Source organism: Pseudomonas sp. S5D5 (assembly GCF_003013355.1).
Classification (GTDB): Bacteria; Pseudomonadota; Gammaproteobacteria; order Pseudomonadales; family Pseudomonadaceae; genus Aquipseudomonas; species Aquipseudomonas aylmerensis.
In genome coordinates, this window is sequence record NZ_PTEO01000001.1 from 1,550,277 (window position 1) to 1,568,367 (window position 18,091).

Genomic DNA, 18,091 nt, shown 5'->3' on the forward strand with positions numbered 1-18,091 from the left:
CTACCTGGGCGCCCGTGACCATGCGCTGGCCCGAGCAGTCCACCGAGTGGATGGGCCAACTGGCAGCGGCTCAGGATCTCGCCGGCGGCGAGCTGGCCACCACAGCGAAACGCCTGGCGGGTTTGGACGGCATGACCAGCACCAACCCGGGACCGGTGGGCGACGCGGCCAAGGGCGCGATCGAGGCCGGCCGTGCCGCATTGGCCGGACAGATGGGCGAAGCACCGGCGTGTCTTGCCGTGACGCCGTTTCAAAGCGGTGTAGGACAAGGCCGTGGTCACCAGCGTTTTCTGTCCGCACCGAACTTGTTGCAGCAGCTGGCGGCCAAACTGGTCGACGCCAGCGACAACGGCCGGCCCGCTGGCCCTCAATATGCGTTGTCGCTGATGTTCCTGGGCACGCGCCTGGATCAGTTTGCCGAGACCTTAGCGCGCTTCAACGCGCTGTTGCCGATCCCTGACCTGGTGCGCGCCGAACGCCGGGCGCGGAACCTGTCGCGGCTGGAGACTGAAAAATGGGAGATCCCCAGCGCTGGGCCTTTGCCGCGTTGGTCGGCGCTGCCCCTGGAGCGTTGCACGGTGGTCAAGGCTGCCAAGCAATCCATGGCCGGCCAGATCGCTGTCCTGGAGAGCTACGCGGCCGACAGCTCGCCCATGGGGGACTTGGCGGCATTGGCCGGTCGCAAGGCTGCTCAGCAGAAGGGCCGCGACAAACAGTTTAACGACCTGAAAGCCTTGCTGGCCGGCGGCAATGCCGATCACAGCATGCGTGCGCGGATCCTGGGCCCAGGTGACAGCAACGAGTTGCGCCGTGCCTTACTGCAGGGTGATGCACCGGGTCATGAGTGGGTGCTGTGCGCCGGCGTGCTGTTGGTGGGTTCGCGGGACGGCCTGAGCTTTGTCCGGGAGTTGATCGGCCTATGACGCTATTACTCGACGGCCAGCAAATCCTGGGCAAACGCCTGAAAATTACGGCCAACCTGCGTATCGAGAGTGACGATCTTTCGGGGCAAACCAGCAACAGCCAGACCGCGCACAAGGGCTTCAAGCCCAAAACCTTGACGGTCGCGTTGATGATTCCGTTTGTTGACCAGGTGCAACTGCGCAACCTCATGCGCCTGGCCGAGGCCACGGCCGGCGGTGGCCAACTCAAGATGTACCGCATCGTCAACGACACCGCCGCCGCGTTCGGCATCCGGGAAGTGCAATTCTCCGACGGTGTGAGCGCCCGGGAAGACGACTCGCTGAACGCCTGGCTGGTGCAATTCACCCTCTCAGAGAAACTGTCCAACCCAGAGCGGGTGGAGAACCGCCGCGCCGGCAACGGCGTCACGTCGCAATCCGGCCCGGGTTCGGCGGTTGGCGGTGCATCTGGTGGTGACGGCACCGGCGCCCCTGGGGAACTGAGTGGCTTTGAACGGACCTTGAAAAAGGTCGATGACTGGCTGGCCCCGACACCATGAAACTGCACAAGGTACTGACGATTGGCGGCACGCCGTATCCGCTGGTTAAGGATGAAGTTCGGCTGGACATCAAAAGCCCCGGCCGGGCGACCTTCACCATCCAGGCAGGCGCCCCGGTCAAAGGCCTGGTGATGCTCGATGTCGGCTACAACGACGGCCCACTGCAGCGCCACTTCATTGGCTTTGTTGAACGCTCTACGGCGATCAACAGCGTGCAGCAGATCCTGGTCTGCCGTGAACTGGCGGCGATCCTGTCGCAGCCTATGCCGTTGAACCTGCGACACGTCGACCTACAGGGCGTGCTGGCCGAGGTCAGCGACAAGGCCGGCCTGCGCTTCCGCGTGCCGGACAAGGCCTATGCCAAGGTCAAAGCCCCGTTTTTCTACAGCCTGGCTGCCGGTTACCTGGCCATGGACAGCCTGGCGAGCGTCTTCAACATCCCCGACTTCATCTGGCAGCAGCAGGGCGACGGCGAAGTGTTTGTGGGCAGTTGGGCCGACAGTTTCTTCGGGATCCGCCCACCGCTGCAGCTGCCGGTCGAACTGTTCGACGGCTATCAGGGCAACCAGAGCGCAATGATCGCGGCCCTTCCAGGACTTCGACCAGGTGCAACCATCAACCAGGGCGAGAGGATCACCAGCGTGACCCTTGCCGGCAATCAAATGGCGATCAAATGGATGACGCAATCCGTCGCTGTGTAGAGCGGCAATTCCCCGAACTGACCGGCGGCTACCACCTGCCACGCTTTGGCCGCGTGGTGGCCGTGCCCGATGCACCGGCCGCACCTGGTCTGTGCGACGACTTCCGGCCACGCTTCGGCGTCGACGTGGAAGTGCTGCTGCCCGATGGCGAGCCAGATCCCGCGCTGCCGATCCTGACCGGCTTGCCGCTGCCGGCACCGATGGGCGGGCAAGAGGCTGGCATGTTTGGTTTTCCGGAAGAGGGCACCACCGTGGTGGTCAGCTTTGCCTACGGCCTGCCGCATAAGCCCTTTATCACTCAGATCCTGCCCCACGGTCTGAGCCTGCCCCGGGTGCCGAAGGGTGACCAGGTGTGGCAGCACAGCGAGGCCTGCCAACAGCGCGTCGACGCCGACGGCAATTGGCTGCGCCAAACCGACGGCAAGATCCAGGACAAGGCGATCGAACGGGAAGTGGAGGCGATGCAGAACACTGAGAGCTTCCAGAGCCACACCAGGACGGTGGATGACCATTCAACAGAGTCTGTGGGGGGTATCAAGAAGATCGAGGCGCTGGGCGCGCTCAAGTTGTTGTCGGGTGGATCTGCGAGCCTGGCGGCGGTGGATGATCTGCACCAAGCGACCGGGCGGGATTTGAACCTGGTGGTGGGGCAGAAGCTCAACGCCACGGTGGGTGGGGATATGGAGGAAAGGATTCAGGGGCTGCGTAGAAGCGTTGCGGCGGTCAGCCAAAGGATGGTTGCGCCGAAAACTTGGATAGGTTCCGAGGAGGTGAACGTTCTGCAGGTGCTGTGCGATCTGCTTGACCTAGTGCAGCAGATGAATGCACAGATGGCTGTGCATACCCATATATCAGGCCCTGTCCCGAGTTCAGGTGATACGAGCGAATTTATGTTGAAAGCCAATGTTGCTGGGGGCCTTGCAGCGACGGTAAAAAATATCAAGCTTTAAAGTTGAAGCTTAACTCACGCCTTTTCCTTCGTCTTGTCGAGCGAACTGCGCAACGTCTCAACGTAGGGTGAGCTTATTTTTAGTTTGTCGGATAGCTCAATTATTGCGAGTTTGTTGTGTTTGAATTTCGCACCTTCAATTAGGTCTAGTATCCTATGGCAATGAATTGTTGCACTGATAATGTTCAGAGAGGTTAGCGCACTTCCTGAAAAGTTTGAAGGGTTTCTCAGTGCGTGAAATTCCTGAAGTTGTTGGTTTACTTCTTTTATAATTTCGGATAGCTGGATGATGTGGCTCCTTTGTTCAATAGAGTATTTGTGTGCAATGCTTGTAAAATGCTCGGATACAAAAGGGAGCGAAATTTCCAGTCGAAGTTGGTGTCCAGGAATTATGTGCTCTTTCACTGAATCATCATGAATTCGGATAGCTTCCTTGAATATATGTTCAAGATTATCTTTTGTTCTATTTAGCTCCTCTGTGATGCACATTTTTTTGTTTTTTAACGTGCTTTTCTCCTTATTTTTTTCGCGTAGCATCGTAATGGAAGCGCCTGCGATTACTCCTACTAATGAGCTAAGTCCTGGAATTAGAAGTTCTACAGTTGTTTTTTTGTTTTGTGCTAAGCCTAAGTAGTTTAGGCACTGTGCGAATGTGTCGATTTCCATAAGAGAAGGGCTCTGTATGTTTAGGGGGCTATAGCATTGGTACAGGCATGCCGATTAAGTTTTCAGCATGAGGTTTTCGTTTTTCTGCGTGATGAATTCCAAGTGCTAAGTAAATAATTGCGTGTCGAGCTGATTTCATCAGTCTGACTGTTTGCTCTCTGAGTTCAATGTCTGTGATTATGAAAGGGTAGCCCCTTAAGTTTTCTTCTTCTTTAAGTAACGCTTGCAGGTGATCTAATGACTCTTTGTTGTTGCAGGTGTCTTCGTCTGAGGTCGATGCAGAAATAGTAGCTTGCAATTCTTCGATTTTTTGAAGGATTTCGTTTTTGATGGCTGAAGTATCTTTAGTGTGCAGTTTGTTGATTTTATGCAGTGAGTCGATGGTTACTCGAAAACCTTGGTGTTCCATTTTGTTACGTATGTCAGCAAGTTTAAGGGCGTTCGAGTCCATCCAGTAGTTATGGTTTATATCTTCGTCGTCATTGATATCTCTGGAAAGCCAGTAAAGCGCTAATAAAAATGTGTTGTTGGAATTAATGAAATAGTCTCTCGTTTTCACTCTTTCAGTATCAGTAAACCAAACACGACTAAAAGTTACATTTTTGTCTTTGATGTCGAGTGATAAGTATTTCTTCATGAGTATGGAGATTTTGTCGAAGCAGGAATAGAGAAGTCTGAAAGAGACTTTCACCATTTCTATATCTCGGCGGTATAAGCAATAATCCAGGGAGTTGGTCAGGTGCAAACGTTTGTCTGAAAAGTGCTCAATTTCTTTAGTTGCGCTTATGCTGGTTATTGCGTCGAAGTAGTTGAATCTTGCAAATGCATATTGATGCTTTATTTCTGAAAATGCAGCGTTAAGAGCGAGAGTGTCCGATGTTGTTATTAGCGGGTTCACAAGATGCGCAAGGTCGGGTAGTGTGATTATATCCTCTTCTGCACATCGGTTGTTCAGTATCTCGTTTAGGTCGTTTATGTAAAGGGAGTTTTTGATACACCAATTGTTATAGGCCTCTTCTTTTTTTGTTGACTTTTTTCTCGGTTTTTCTTCTGGGTAGGGAGAGTCTTTTAAGTATTCAATGTTTTCGTCGTACCACTTTAGGAATGAAGTGGTGCAAGAGTCACGTTCCAAGTCGGCGATATGGTCGGGCTCGAATAATTTCTGCCTGTTGTCGTAAATATCTTTTAATATTTTATGCGCTTCGTATTGATAGTATATTTGGTGGCTATCATAGAATACTTCATCTGAAAGATGCAGTAAGGTAGTTCCTTTTTTTAGAAGTGCAATCGGGTTTCTGTTTATTCTTATCGCTTTGTTGAATTCCGCTATGGCTTCAAACTTTCGTCCTTGTCTTAGTAGTGCTGCTCCAAAGTTTGTAATTATTCTGCTTTGGATTTTTGAGGGGAGTTTTTTGAAGCCGTCTTCATACATTGCCTTACGGAAGTATTTTACTGCTTTTCCAGCGGTGTCTTTCTTCCATGAGGTTTTGAAACTTTCCCTAAAACTCAAATGTCCAGTTCCTAGTGAGTAGTAGAAGTGTGCTTGGTCCCTAGAGTTGTGGAATTTGCTGTCTTCGACTTTTTCGAGATACGCTTCTAACTCTATATGCTTTCTAGAATCTATGAATAGGTCAATTTTCTCGCATATCTCATTAAGCGCCTTCTGCGTCAACATCTGCCCACCCCTTTGAATTCTAGGCCTGCACGGCTCTCTCAAGATTACAACTGCCCTTGATAGCACGCTAGTGGCCATGACTCTTGCTAAAGAGCTTCAGAGCCAAGAATGTTGACTGGATAAAAATTTCTCTCAGAAAAGCACTTATCCCCCTCCCGCCGACCGGGTTTGCGTCGGTTTTTTGTGCAAAGGTTAGGGTGGCGCAATCAGCAGCGCAGCCCAGACCCGCTGCGGGGGCCGTAGGGCGAATGGCCATTTCACAAAGTGCAAAGTTTTGCGAAGGAGTGCAGCCAGGTTTCAAAACGAATAGCAGAGATGCTGGCGGGAGAGGGATGAGGAATCCCAAGGTTTATTGATCAAAAAGTAGGAACTCAGCTGTTTTTCGAATCGAGAAACATCATTTTGCAGACGATACTCTCTGTCGTGGATCTGACGTAAAATCTGCCCCAGGCCAGGGGAAACAAGGTCTCCGCTGTGATAGGGGCATTTCACTCGATGGCTTTCTTTGCTAAGCCGCGCCAGACCCTTTGAGGCGGGCCAAACCTTGCTTGATGTGGCCGGCATTCTCGCCGATCGTTTCTAGCGCACCTCTCACGTTATCGCCCACTTCCACCGAGCCTTGTTCCTCGAGGCGGAGAGTAAGCTCCATCACTGCGGCCTCAAGGGCTAGCTGATTTTCATACATCCTTTCAAGCACATCTCCGAGTGAATATTGATTGGACATGGTTCAACCCCTACTTTGGTATTCGAGTCGTTGTTAAACTTATACAGTTGACTATTGGCGAGTTAGCAGTGGGGGCAGACTCGGTAGCTAACAGATTAGGTTGCCTTCGTGGGTTCTATTTTATGAAAGAACCCATTAACGCTGCTAGTTGTGATATTGGGTAATATGCTAACTCTACCAGAGCTAAGAGAGTTTTTTTCATCCCGAAAATAGATTCGATTACGGTTACTGTCGTGAGCGTCAGTATCAAGGTGTTCGTTTTTTCTTGGGTTACTTCAAGTTCACCTTGAACATATATAAGATTTCCCCATCTGCCATTGTCATATGCTTCATCTTTTTTATGTAGCGAATCATGTTGAAAGGTAGTGATCCTAAGTTCTGGGTTGACTGGTGATACGTCAATTTTTGCCCAGGCTCCTCCTTTAAACGCAATCGTCATTTTGTCTAAAGTTATTCCTATTGTCTCATTAGGGTTTAGTTGTTTTATTAGAATTGTATTTTTCGAATCGATAAATGTGCTATCTGATTTTGAGTGGAGTTTAAAGTTAGATATCGTGAACTCGGGTGTGGGTGCGCTACCGATATTAGTCACTCTAAAATATATATCATAAGGTTCTCCTTGAATGAACCTTTTTTGAAGTTTTTGCCATGGGGTTTTGCTGTTTGATCTTTTTGGGCAGAGCTCGATTCTTATTTTGTGGTTTACGGCATTAACTTCCATGATTTACCTTGGTTTCCATTTTTAAAGTGGAATTATGGTTTAAAAGATTGTTTATAGGTGGCTGAAAAGCTTGATGTGTTAAGAATGCAGGCGATTGGCTATCCTCTGCAACTGTATGAATAAACAGTTTTGAAGGATTTTCGCGAAGAGGCACTAGCAACGCTGGCTCCGCTTTTTGAGCCAAGGGGCGGCAAAAGGGTAATTTTGGTAAGGAACGTTGTCTTCTGCGCTACAGCCCTTATGGTTCGGGGAGGAGACGCATTACCTTCAGGGGTAATATTTGGTAATGGCAAAGGTAATATTCTCCCAAGTGATTGTTTTTGCTGGATATTTAGGGTGCTAGAAATTACTAGATGAAAAGGTAATGACCTAACCTAAAAATTACCAAACTATTACCTTTCCAAATACCACCAAGCCATTGAAATTAAAGAGGTTTATCTCTGATTCACAAGCGTATTACCAATATTACCTTTTTCCCATGCCTCAACACAAAACGGCCCGAATGCTGTTTTTTACCCCTGCTTGACCCTGGCGCACTACTAAGGTGCGAATTCCATGGGACTACGATGGGACTGAGAATCTCGATTTTTTGGAGAGACAGCATCGCTACAGTCCTTGTAATTCGGGTACTTGCATAATGGAAGTCACCTTGCGGGTAGTTTCGAATCTCTCCTTCACCGCCACATTAAGTAAACACAAACCCCCGGTTTTCCCAGAGAAAACCGGGGGTTTGTGGTTTCTGGCGTCTGAAAATCACCTCGCTTTCGAAATCACGCCACTCATGTACTGATTCAAATCACGCAGATCCTGGATGCTCCAGGCGTGCGGCGCCAGCTTTACGCCGTTCTCTCGTAACGTTCTCGGGATCAAGTCGCCGTTAGGGCGAAGTATTATCGAAGAAACGATAACGCCCGGATAATCACTCAGGCGCTTCTTGAAAGCGGCGGTCGTGAGGTCAGGTGTGGGAGGCGTGCTTTTATGCGCCAGCGGGCCTGTTGCCTTGATGTCTGCGCCGTGACACATCGCGCATCGTTGCAGGTAGAGGTTTTTTCCGTTGCTGTTTTCCGCGACGGCCAGGGGTGTTTGAGCCAGCGATAAGATCCCCAGCGAAGCGATGACCAAGATTTTCATTTTTATCAGGCCTTATTGCATGAAAAAGCCGCTTTCTCCTGGAGAGATAAGCGGCTTTTTTACGTCGTGCGCTTACTGTGCGGTTTTCAGCTTGATCACATCACCGGAAATCTTGGTGGTGTAACCGCTCAGTACCCAAGCCCAGAACCAGTTTTCCTGGACTTGGGTGTTGATCAGCGCGTCGCCGCCTTTTGCCTTGATTGCGGCATCCTGGGCGCGGACGAAGCGGCTGTTCTGGCCGATCGGGATGACGCCGAAGAGCATGATGCCGGTGGCGCTGGCTTCGCTGTGACCGAGAACGGTGTATTGGCTGCTGTCGTATTGCGGGGATTTGATGGCGGTGCCGGTGCAGCCTGCGAGGGTGAAACCGAGAACAGCTGCTGCAACCACTTTACTGACGTACTTCACTGGGTAACTCCATGGGCTAAAAATCGAGATTCAATTCTCGAAGGCGCGCCACTCTAATCTCCGGCCTGTGAGATTGAAATCATTTACCGGAAATTTCATCTTCAGGCTTGTACATACACCCATGCCGTCAGGCCTGACGCCAGCGCCACCGACACACGCTTGTAGTCCGCCACTTCATACGCATCGGCGGCGGCCAATTCCTGCTCGGTAATCTGAAACACACTGCCCTCGACTTGGGCGTCTGGCTCTTTGGTCGGCGCCACGATCGGGTGATGGGTCTTGCCACTGCTTGCCAGCACCTCTGGGTCGGTGATCTCGACCCAGCTTTGCGAATAGCCGAGCATGGCGTCCTGCTGGCCTGTCAGCTCGCGGCCGAAGTTGGCCAGTTGCACGGCTTTGTCTTGCAAAGTGCCGTAGGAAAACAGCAGCACGGGGTGTTCGGTGGAGCGGTCCATGAATGTTCCTTAAAGGGTCAGGCGAGTAAGTCTTCGTAGAAGGCGCCATACGGCTTGGTTGGGTGGGCGATCTGGATTTCCAGGATCCACAACCCGGCGTTCGGGTAGTGTTCGAAGTCGCCCAGGTCTCCGCCGCGATGGACGGCGTGGGGGAAATCGCTGACGCGGTGGCCCTTGATGTCGAGGTTGAGTCGCCAGCCCATGGCCTGGGCTTGTTCTTCGGCGTAGCGGTACAGCTCGAGGCCGACGACCTTGGCGTTTTTCCAGCGGGCCTGCACGCGGTCGAACAGCTCTTTGGCGGCGCTGGCGCAGGCGAGCATTTGCGGATCGTTGCCGGTGGCGAAGGTCGCGCCGGCATCACCTTCGTGGCCTTGCCACACGGCGCCCATGTCGATGAAGAAGATATCGTTTTCGCCCAGCACTGGGTCGCCGTCGGAGCGTTGGTTGAAGGCCTTCAGGGTATTGGCGCCGAAGCGCACCAGCAGCGGGTGCCAGATGCGTTGCATGTCGAGGTCGGCGAGCACCTGCTTGCCCAGCTCGCGAGCTTCGGACTCCAGCATGCCGGGGCGGATGCGCTGGGAAAGCTGTTCGATGGCTTGCCAGGTCATGGCCTGGGCAAAACGCATGGAGTCGATACTGTAGGCGGCGCCCACGGCTTCTTTGGGTTGTGTGGACACCGGCTTTTCCTCGCGTTGAGCAGCATCAGGCGCTGTGCATTTTACTATATAGCGATAGAGCGGAGCAGCCAAAGTGCAAACGCGCTGTGTGCCGACATTTTCTGTCGACAGCACACTGCTTGCGCCTGCAGGTTCAGACGTGCAGCCACGCCAGGCCGCCCAATACCAAGGCGATGCCGCCGGCCGTGTAGGACATCCGTTTAAGCCACTCCTTGCGCGTCAGCAAGGTGATCGCCGCCAGCGAAATCGCGATCTGGATCGCGGTCATCGCTTGGGCCCAGCGGTGATGCTGGTGCAGCGCCTGTTCGGATTTCTCGTCCCATTCCTTCGAGGTGGCTTCAAGTTTCTCCGCCTGCTTGCGCACGTCTTCCTTCTGGCTTTTGTAGCGCTCGATTTCATCCTTGTAATGCGCAGCGTCCACACCGGGGATATGCGTGGCCAGTTCCGCCAGGTTTTGTCGGCTGGATTTGGCCTGGTAGTAGTTCCATTGGTTGGCCGCTTCGGTCTTGATGATGGCGGCGTTGTTCTTGTCCATCGCCGCTTCGCTTTCGGTGGAACCGGCCTGGTAGCTGAGCATGGCACCGAGGGTGGCCATGAGCGCGGTCATCACGGCGATGCGGCTGGCGAAATTATCCCCGCGGCCGTGGGCATGTTCGGTGGTGTGTTCGAGGTGTTTTTCGTGGGGGCTGGGGACTTCGAAGGCTTCGGACATGGGGGCGTCTACGAACGGAATGAGGGAGTCTGATTCTTCACCACGCCAGCTGTCTCAATCCTGTACGTAACGCTGCAAATTTCCTACCTGCGCCTGATCAAGCGCACATACACCGCCGCGTTGATCAGCAGCACCAGCGCGCCCAGCCCCAGCTGGATCTGTGGCGTCAACCCGGCCGGGTAGATCAGCGTGAGGATGTAGTGCTCGATGAATCCGCCGGCATAGCCGTCCTGTCCGGCGAGGTGGCGAAACAGGTTTTCCCAGCGGGTCAGCGGGCAGGGCAGGTGGAACACCTCCACCGCCACGCCCCACGCGGCGGCGGGCAGGTGCAGCCACATCACGGGCCGCCACTTGAGGGCCAGTAGCCCGCCGAACAGCACGAACAGGATGAAGCACAGGTGAAACAGCACGAGGCCGTCGGCGATTACGCGATAGAGCATGATGGGTTCGCTTTTAAGGGGGCCTGGGTCATTCGCCGAGTTGTTGTTGCAGGTAGTCGATAAACACCCGCAGTTTCTTTGGCGTGTTGCTGCGGTTGAAGTAGTACAAATACAACGCGCTGTGGGTAATCCAGTCGCCGAGGACTTCCACCAACTCGCCGCTGTGCAAATACGCCTCGACACTGGAGCGCGCCACGTAGGCAAAGCCGAAGCCGTCGAGTGCGCCCCTGATCATCAGTTCGATGTCATTGGTCGCCAGTCGGCCCTTGACCGTGACCCGCAGCGGTTTGCCGTCTTTTTCGAAATCCCAGCGGTGCATCAGGCCGGTTTGTGCGCTGCGGTAGTTGACGCATTCATGCTCGAGCAAATCGTGAGGATGGGTCGGCACGTTGCGCCCCTGCAAGTAGCCGGGAGTGGCGACAATCACAAAGCGCAGTTGCCGGGCCACCGGGATCACCACCATGTCCTCGGCCAGCACGTGGTCGTAGCGGATTCCCGCGTCGAAGCCCTGGGCGACGATATCGACCAACGCGTTATCCACGGCCACTTCCAGATTGATCCCCGGGTGTTTGTGCAGGAAACCCTGCAACAGCGGTTGCAGCACCATGCGGCTGGCGGTGGAGGGGATGTTGAGGCGCAAGGTGCCGCTGGCCTCGACGGTAGCGGCGGCGACACTGTGCAAACTGGTTTCCAGCTCTTCGAGCAGCGGCGTGATTTTTTCCAGCAGCTGTGTGCCGGCCTCGGTCAGGCTGACGCTGCGGGTGGTGCGATTGAGCAGGCGCACACCCAGCTGTTTTTCCAGGGCGCCGACGCGCTGGCTGACGGTCGACACCGACAGGCTGACGGCATCCGCCGCCTGGGTGAAGCTTTTGGTGCGCGCGACCTGTAGGAACAGGCGCAATTGCTGGAAATCCGGCGCGTCCATTGTGTGGTTTTTCCGAAAGGGGCTTGCGGATTATGCATCTTTTTAACAAGAACACCCGAGCGCATACTTTTTTCCTCACCTCACGAGGAATGCCCTTCATGACCGATTCAACTGCAAAACCTGTCTGGTTTATCACCGGTTGCTCCACCGGTTTCGGCCGTCAATTGGCGTTGCACACCTTGAGCCTCGGCTACCCGACGGTGGTGACCGCGCGCAATCCGCAACAGGTGCAGGACATCGTTGCCGGTCACGAAGACCACGCATTGGTGCTGGCCCTGGACGTGACGGAACAGGCCCAGGTCGAGGCGGCGGTGCAGGCGGCGCACGCGCACTTCGGGCATATCGATGTGCTGGTCAACAATGCCGGGATCGGCTACTTCGGCGCGTTCGAAGAAAGCCAGCTGGACGAAGTGCGCCGCATGTTCGAAATCAACGTGTGGGGCCTCAGCGCCATGACCCGCGCGGTATTGCCCGGCATGCGTGCGCGGCGCTCGGGCACGGTGGTGAATATTTCTTCGGTGGGCGGTATTGCTGCGTTCCCTTCCCTGAGTTTCTACAACGCCACCAAGTTTGCCGTGGAGGGTTTGTCCGAAGCGCTGTCCCAGGAAGTCGCGCCGCTGGGGATCAAGGTCCTGCTGGTGGAGCCGGGGCCGTTCCGTACCGACTGGGCTGGACGTTCGGCCAACGAGGCCGCGCCCGCCATCGACGACTACCGCGATACCGCGGCGGCCCGTGCCAGCACCGTGCGCAATTACAGCGGCAAGCAACCGGGTGATCCGGTGCGCGCGGCGATTGCCATCGTCAAGGCAGTGGAGGCCGAGCAGCCGCCCCTGCGCTTGCTGTTGGGCAAGGCTGCACTGGGCTTTGCACGCTCCAAGGTCAAGGCATTGAGTGCCGACTTTGAAGCGTGGGCGGACGTGACGCAGGGGGCGGATTTTCCTGAGTGAGCCTTGGGGGGGGACGAAGGTAATCGTGGCCGCGGTGGTTGCTTGCAGGCAACCCGGGCCGCTATTGTGCTGAATCCTTTTAGTCCTTCCCCAGGGTGTTTTACTGATGAATGCACCGCGTACTGCAGTCGGTCCGATCAAGGCCGTGATTTTTGATATGGACGGATTGTTGCTGGACACGGAAGGCATCTACACCGAAGTCACGCAGATCATCGCCGAACGCTACGGGCGTACCTACGACTGGGGCATCAAGCAGCACATCATCGGGCGCGGTGCCCAGGACCTGGCCGATTATGTGGTCAAGGCGCTGGACTTGCCGATCACCCCGGCCGAGTTTCTCGAGATCCGCGAACCGCTGATGAGCGAGCGCTTTCCCAAGGCCCTCGGCATGCCTGGCGCCGAAGCGCTGGTGCGGCACTTGAAGGCGCACAACATCCCGATTGCCGTGGGCACCAGTTCGTCGCGTAATTCGTTTGGCCACAAAACTACGTTGCACCGCGAGTGGTTCGGGTTGTTCGACACCATTGTGACGGCTGACGACCCGGAAGTCGGTGCCGCCAAGCCTGCGCCGGATATCTTCCTCACCGCCGCGCGCCGACTCGGCGTGGCGCCTGAAGATTGTCTGGTGTTCGAGGATTCGCCGTTCGGTGTGACCGCCGCGAAGGCCGCCCACATGACCGCCATTGCGGTGCCCGACGAAGCCATGGCCGACAGCAAGTACCACCACGCCGACCAGATCATCCGCAAACTCGCGGAGTTTGACCTGGCTGCGTATGGCCTGCCGCCGTTCAATTAAATCCCACAATCAACTGTAGGAGCCCGGCTTGCCAGCGATGGCGTCCTCAAGATCGCCATCGCCGGCACGCCGGGCTCCTGCAAGGGTTATGCGCTGAAACCGCCATCAATGGTCAGGCTTGCCCCGGTGATGTAACCGGCCTCAGGCCCGGCGAGATACGCGACGAAACTCGCAATCTCTTCGACATGCCCGTAACGGCCCACGGCCATCAAGCCGATCAGGCTTTCGGCGAAGTCACTGTCTGCAGGGTTCATGTCGGTGTCCACCGGACCCGGCTGCACGTTGTTGATGGTAATGCCCCGTGGCCCCAGGTCGCGCGCCAGGCCTTTGGTCAGTCCCACCAGCGCCGCCTTGCTCATCGCGTACGGGCCACCGCCGCCAAACGGCATGCGCTCGGCATTGGTGCTGCCGATATTGATCACCCGGCCGCCTTCGCCCATGTGCCTGGCCGCTTCCTGGGTCGCGATAAATACACTGCGCACGTTGATCGCCAGGGTCTGGTCGAAATCTTCCAAGGTGAAATCTTCCAGCGGCGCGATGGCCAGTACGCCGGCGTTGTTCACCAGGATATCCAGGCGCCCGAAGGCTTCGACGGTGGCATTGACGGCGTTGCGAATCGCTGTGGCATCGGCGCTGTCGGCGTGAATCGCCAGGGCCTTGCCGCCTTCGCTGATTACGCTGTCCTGCAGGGCTTGCGCCTTGGCGGCCGAGCTGACGTAGGTAAAGGCGACCGCTGCGCCTTGTGCGGCCAGGCGCTTGACGATGGCGGCGCCGATGCCGCGAGAACCGCCTTGGATCAAGGCGACTTTGCCGGTGAGGTTTTGTGTGGTCATGTCGATCTCCGAGTAGTTGATGAGGCGAGTATCGACCTCACCCTGGCCACCCGGTAGACCGTGATTGCTATAATCTGTGTAAACCAAAAGTTTTGAATGGGTTGATATGGAAAGCTTTGGCAGTATCGAATGCTTCGTGCGCAGCGCCGAGGGCGGCAGTTTTGCCGAGGCGGCGCGACACCTGAGCCTGACCCCGGCAGCGGTCGGCAAAAGCGTCGCCAAGCTGGAAGCGCGCCTCGGCGTGCGCCTGTTCCAGCGCAGCACCCGGCGCCTGACCCTGACCGAAGCCGGCAAACTGTTCCTCGAAGAAGTCAGCGCCAGCCTCACCACCATCCAGAATGCCGTGGCCAACCTGGCCAGCGCCGAAGGGCGGCCGGTGGGCACGCTCAAGGTCAGCATGGGCACGGTGTTCGGCAATCGGTATGTGGTGCCGCTGCTGGGAGAGTTCATGCGGCGCTTTCCGGACATCAGCCCGGACTGGCATTTCGATAACCGCCAGGTCGACCTGATCGGCCAAGGCTTTGATGCCGCGATCGGCGGTGGTTTCGAGCTGCCGCAAGGGGTGGTCGCCCGCAAGCTGTCGCCGGCGCATCGGGTGCTGGTGGCCTCGCCGGATTACCTGGCGCGGCGCCCGCCAGTCCTTTCGCCTGAAGACCTGGCCCGCTGCAAGGGCATCCTGATCCGCTCGCCGCAAACCGGGCGCATTCGTTCCTGGCAACTCACCAGTATCGGGCGCGAACAGCGCCCATTGGTGCTCAAGCCCGGCATGACCATGAGCGACTCGGAAGCCGCCTGCTGCGCCAGCGCCCAGGGCCTGGGCATCGCGCTGGTGAGCATGCCGATGGCCGTCCCGTTCCTCGACAGCGGCGCGGTCGTGCGGGTGCTGCCCGACTGGTACGTCGATGACGGCACTATCTCGATCTACTACGCCGAACACAAACTGCTGCCGGGCAAGACCCGGGCGTTTGTGGACTTCATCATCGAGCAATTTGCCGAGCGCCAGCTGGGCCAGCGATTCAGCGCCATTTGACCCGCCCTTGAACCGCGGTGACGCCATCGCGGGCAAGCCCGGCTCCCACAACCGACCCCGTTCCAATGTAGGAGCTGGCTTGCCAGCATTACCCCGACCTCGCCCTACCGACCAAGCCTGCCCGACCGATCTCATTCCAATGTAGGAGCTGGCTTGCCTGCGATACCCCCACCTCGGCCTACCGATCAAACCTGCCCTGTCGACACCATTCCTATGTGGGAACTGGCTTGCCAGCAATACCCCGACCTCGGTCTACCGACCAAGCCTGCCCGGCCGACCCCATTCCAATGTGGGAACTGGCTTGCCTGCGATAGCCCCACCTCGGTCTACCGACCAAACCTGCCCGGCCAGCCGATAACTTTCTTCGGCCGCGGCGTGGCATACGTGCGAATCTTCGACGTCGACAACCCCAGCCGCACCAGGGATTCGGCGATGGTCACCGCCGCCGTCACGCCATCCACCACCGGCACCCCGGTGCGCTGGCGAATCTGCTCATCCAGCCCGGCCATGCCGCCGCAGCCCAGGCAGATCACCTCGGCCTTGTCCTCGCTGATGGCCAACTCTGCCTGGCGCACAATGGCTTCCATGGCCGCCAGCGGGTTTTCTTCCAGCTCCAATACGGCCATGCCACTGGCGCGCACCGAGGCGCAGCGCTGGTACAGGCCGGCGAGTTTCAGGCGGTCCTCGATCAGCGGCACGGTACGGTCCAGGGTGGTCACCACCGAATAGGCATGACCGAGAAACATCGCGGTGCTGGCGGCTGCTTCGGTGATGTCCACCACCGGCACGTTCAACAATTCCTGCAAGCCTTCACGGCCGTGTTCGCCGTAGCCGGCCTGGATCACCGCATCAAACGGCTGGTCGTAGGCCATCACGCGGTCCATCACGGCGATGGCGGCCAGGTAGCTCTCAAAGTTGCCCTCCACCGACTCCGCACCGAAGTACGGCGTGAGCCCGACAATCTCGGTGCCCGGTGCCGCCACAGCGCGTGCCTGCTGGGCAATGGTCTCGGTGATGGATTCGGTGGTGTTGACGTTGACCACGAGGATACGCATGGAAGGTCCTTGATTAATGACTGACGTTATCGACTGCAATGCTTTCGCCGCTGACATCGGCGTAGAACGCCTGGCGCTTGGCGATCAGCAGGTACAGCAACCCTGCAATACCGGCGCCAAACAGCCAGGAAAACGGCGAGACGCTGGCAAATCCCGGCAAGAGCGCCAACAGGATGGCGATCACCGCTGCAGGAATGAACGCCGCGACCGCGCGCATATTCACCCCACGGCTGTAGTAATAAACGCCTTTCGGGTCTTCGCTATACAGCTGCGGCACGTCCACCTGGCTTTTACGGATCAACCAGTAATCGACCATGATCACCCCGTACAACGGCCCCAGCAGCGCGCCCAGGCCAGAGAGGAAATACACGATCACCAGCGGGCTGTTGTAGAGATTCCACGGCAGGATCAGCACCGCCACGGTGGCGCTGATCAACCCGGCGCGGCGGAAGTTCAGGTACTTGGGCGCCAAGTTGCTCAGCACAAAGGCGGGCGCGACAAAGTTGGCCATGATGTTCACCGCCACGGTGACGATCAGGAATGCGAGGCAACCGAGCACCAGGAAAAACGTATTGGGGATGGCCGCGATGATTTCGGTCGGGCTTTCGATCACCCGGCCATTGAGCTGGAACTGCCCGCCGCAGAGCAGCACGGTGATCGCCGCGAACACCAGGATATTCACCGGCAGGCCCCAGAAGTTGCCGACCAGGATGGTCTTGCGGCACGGCGAGGAGCGGGCAAAGTCGCAGAAGTTGAGGATCAGCGTGCCGTAGATCGCCAGCCACAGCGCGCCACCGGCAAAGATATTGCGCCACATCTCGCCGCCGCTCAGCGGTTCACGGATCGACCAGGCAATATTGCCGCCCGCCTGGAAGTACATCCAGCCGGCCAGCGAGGCCACCGTCAGCAGAATCACCGGCCCGGCGAAGCCTTCATAGCGCCGCACCATCTCCATGCCGTAGGCCAGGATCACCAGCTGTACCAGCCAGATCGCGACAAAACACGCCCAGCCAAGGGACGACAGGCCCAGGATCGAGTTGTGGTCATAGGCGGCGAAGCCTGGATGAATGGCGGTAAGCAACACGCGGAAAACGACCGAGGCCAGGTAGGTCTGGATACCGAACCAGGCAATCGCAATCACCGCGCGGATCAGTGCCGGGATCTGCGCGCCATGGATGCCGAAACTGATACGGCTGATCACGGGAAACGGCACGCCGGTCTTCTGCCCCATGTACCCCGACAGGTTCATGAAGAAATACACCAGCGCTGCGCCGATCCCCAGGGACAACAGGATCTGCCAGCCACCCAGGCCCAGGGCGTACAAGCCAATGGCGAACGAGTAGTTGGCGATGTTGTGCACATCGTTGGTCCACAGCGCAAAGATGCTGTAGCGGCCCCAGCGCCGGCCTTCGACCTTGGTGGGCGCCAGGTCCTTGTTGTGCAGGCGCGGGCTCAGTACCAGCGGGCCGGGACCTGTAGTCTCGGGGCTCAGAGAGGAGGGCAGATCCAGTGCGATATTATTGGAGAGACTAGTACGCATTCCGGCAGGCTCCAGCACATCGGCAGGCAAGCCGCCGATGGCAAAGTGTATGTAGGTTTTGCATTTATTGTATACAAAGCGTTTTTCACCTTAAGCCACATGCGTGCCAGTTTTCGTTCTATGAAAACGGCGGGTAATTTCGTTTTTGCAGGGTTGGCAAATAACTAGCTGAATCTAAAGCGATATAAATTGACCGTTCGAACAGCTATTTATTTTTACGCTGCCTGGGGTCGATTCAGGAGGG

21 protein-coding genes are annotated in these 18,091 nt (G+C 56.6%); 7 read left to right on the forward strand and 14 right to left on the reverse strand.

Translation table 11 applies throughout. The features are described 5' to 3' along the window. Positions 1-20 precede the first annotated feature (20 nt). Genes C9990_RS07460 through C9990_RS07475 form a run of 4 tightly spaced genes read left to right on the forward strand, consistent with a single transcriptional unit; the run spans position 21 to position 3,113 of the window. Complete coding sequence (locus C9990_RS07460) at positions 21-923, forward strand: hypothetical protein (protein ID WP_106802912.1); 903 nt, start codon at positions 21-23, stop codon at positions 921-923. After that, a complete protein-coding gene (locus C9990_RS07465) occupies positions 920-1,462 on the forward strand; it encodes a DNA-binding protein (RefSeq protein ID WP_106802913.1) in 543 nt (180 codons plus the stop codon). Before C9990_RS07460 ends, C9990_RS07465 begins: the two co-directional genes overlap by 4 nt. After that, complete coding sequence (locus tag C9990_RS07470; RefSeq protein WP_106802914.1) at positions 1,459-2,163, forward strand: hypothetical protein; 705 nt, start codon at positions 1,459-1,461, stop codon at positions 2,161-2,163. Before C9990_RS07465 ends, C9990_RS07470 begins: the two co-directional genes overlap by 4 nt. Further along, complete coding sequence (locus tag C9990_RS07475) at positions 2,136-3,113, forward strand: hypothetical protein (RefSeq protein ID WP_106802915.1); 978 nt, start codon at positions 2,136-2,138, stop codon at positions 3,111-3,113. Before C9990_RS07470 ends, C9990_RS07475 begins: the two co-directional genes overlap by 28 nt. Before the next feature lie 14 nt (positions 3,114-3,127). On the opposite strand, the gene C9990_RS07480 is transcribed toward C9990_RS07475, so the two are convergent. The 11 genes from C9990_RS07480 to C9990_RS07525 form a co-directional block, all read right to left on the reverse strand. Further along, the gene (locus tag C9990_RS07480) at positions 3,128-3,778 is read right to left on the reverse strand and encodes a hypothetical protein (protein WP_157955049.1); all 651 of its coding nucleotides are present in this window, start codon (positions 3,776-3,778) and stop codon (positions 3,128-3,130) included. Positions 3,779-3,806: 28 nt separating this feature from the next. Then, a complete protein-coding gene (locus C9990_RS07485) occupies positions 3,807-5,531 on the reverse strand; it encodes an LA2681 family HEPN domain-containing protein (protein ID WP_157955050.1) in 1,725 nt (574 codons plus the stop codon). 430 nt (positions 5,532-5,961) lie between these two features. Continuing rightward, positions 5,962-6,177: a hypothetical protein gene (locus tag C9990_RS07490; RefSeq protein ID WP_106802918.1), complete on the reverse strand. Its 216-nt coding sequence runs from the start codon at positions 6,175-6,177 to the stop codon at positions 5,962-5,964. Positions 6,178-6,292: 115 nt separating this feature from the next. Then, positions 6,293-6,898, reverse strand: coding sequence for a hypothetical protein (locus C9990_RS32235; protein ID WP_157955051.1), 606 nt, complete (start codon positions 6,896-6,898; stop codon positions 6,293-6,295). A 753-nt stretch (positions 6,899-7,651) separates the two neighbouring features. Further along, positions 7,652-8,029 carry a c-type cytochrome gene (locus C9990_RS07495; protein ID WP_106802919.1) on the reverse strand — a complete coding sequence of 126 codons (378 nt, stop codon included), beginning with the start codon at positions 8,027-8,029 and terminating at the stop codon, positions 7,652-7,654. Positions 8,030-8,101: 72 nt separating this feature from the next. Then, on the reverse strand, positions 8,102-8,437 hold the full coding sequence (locus tag C9990_RS07500) for a hypothetical protein (RefSeq protein WP_065909457.1): 336 nt from the start codon (positions 8,435-8,437) through the stop codon (positions 8,102-8,104). A 101-nt stretch (positions 8,438-8,538) separates the two neighbouring features. Next, positions 8,539-8,892 carry a gamma-glutamylcyclotransferase family protein gene (locus tag C9990_RS07505; RefSeq protein WP_106802920.1) on the reverse strand — a complete coding sequence of 118 codons (354 nt, stop codon included), beginning with the start codon at positions 8,890-8,892 and terminating at the stop codon, positions 8,539-8,541. Positions 8,893-8,909: 17 nt separating this feature from the next. Beyond that, positions 8,910-9,569, reverse strand: a complete 660-nt coding sequence (locus C9990_RS07510; protein WP_106802921.1) for a M24 family metallopeptidase — start codon at positions 9,567-9,569, stop codon at positions 8,910-8,912. A 133-nt stretch (positions 9,570-9,702) separates the two neighbouring features. Next, on the reverse strand, positions 9,703-10,281 hold the full coding sequence (locus tag C9990_RS07515) for a DUF4337 domain-containing protein (protein WP_065909463.1): 579 nt from the start codon (positions 10,279-10,281) through the stop codon (positions 9,703-9,705). 83 nt (positions 10,282-10,364) lie between these two features. Continuing rightward, a complete protein-coding gene (locus C9990_RS07520) occupies positions 10,365-10,721 on the reverse strand; it encodes a DUF2784 domain-containing protein (protein WP_106802922.1) in 357 nt (118 codons plus the stop codon). 28 nt (positions 10,722-10,749) lie between these two features. Further along, positions 10,750-11,646, reverse strand: coding sequence for a LysR family transcriptional regulator (locus C9990_RS07525; protein ID WP_106802923.1), 897 nt, complete (start codon positions 11,644-11,646; stop codon positions 10,750-10,752). A 98-nt stretch (positions 11,647-11,744) separates the two neighbouring features. Between C9990_RS07525 and C9990_RS07530 the strand changes: the two genes are divergently transcribed. Together C9990_RS07530 and C9990_RS07535 are read left to right on the forward strand one after the other, a co-directional pair. After that, positions 11,745-12,593, forward strand: a complete 849-nt coding sequence (locus C9990_RS07530; RefSeq protein ID WP_106802924.1) for an oxidoreductase — start codon at positions 11,745-11,747, stop codon at positions 12,591-12,593. A 106-nt stretch (positions 12,594-12,699) separates the two neighbouring features. Beyond that, a complete protein-coding gene (locus C9990_RS07535; protein ID WP_106802925.1) occupies positions 12,700-13,389 on the forward strand; it encodes an HAD-IA family hydrolase in 690 nt (229 codons plus the stop codon). Positions 13,390-13,475: 86 nt separating this feature from the next. Here C9990_RS07535 and C9990_RS07540 read toward each other — a convergent pair whose 3' ends face one another. Then, the gene (locus C9990_RS07540) at positions 13,476-14,222 is read right to left on the reverse strand and encodes a 3-oxoacyl-ACP reductase family protein (protein WP_106802926.1); all 747 of its coding nucleotides are present in this window, start codon (positions 14,220-14,222) and stop codon (positions 13,476-13,478) included. Positions 14,223-14,328: 106 nt separating this feature from the next. Between C9990_RS07540 and C9990_RS07545 the strand changes: the two genes are divergently transcribed. Next, positions 14,329-15,252, forward strand: coding sequence for a LysR family transcriptional regulator (locus C9990_RS07545; RefSeq protein ID WP_106802927.1), 924 nt, complete (start codon positions 14,329-14,331; stop codon positions 15,250-15,252). Positions 15,253-15,578: 326 nt separating this feature from the next. Here the strand turns inward: C9990_RS07545 and C9990_RS07550 are convergent, their stop codons facing one another. Both C9990_RS07550 and C9990_RS07555 read right to left on the reverse strand, forming a co-directional pair. Next, positions 15,579-16,307: an aspartate/glutamate racemase family protein gene (locus tag C9990_RS07550; RefSeq protein WP_106802928.1), complete on the reverse strand. Its 729-nt coding sequence runs from the start codon at positions 16,305-16,307 to the stop codon at positions 15,579-15,581. A 13-nt stretch (positions 16,308-16,320) separates the two neighbouring features. Next, complete coding sequence (locus C9990_RS07555; RefSeq protein WP_065909477.1) at positions 16,321-17,847, reverse strand: NCS1 family nucleobase:cation symporter-1; 1,527 nt, start codon at positions 17,845-17,847, stop codon at positions 16,321-16,323. Positions 17,848-18,091: the final 244 nt, after the last annotated feature.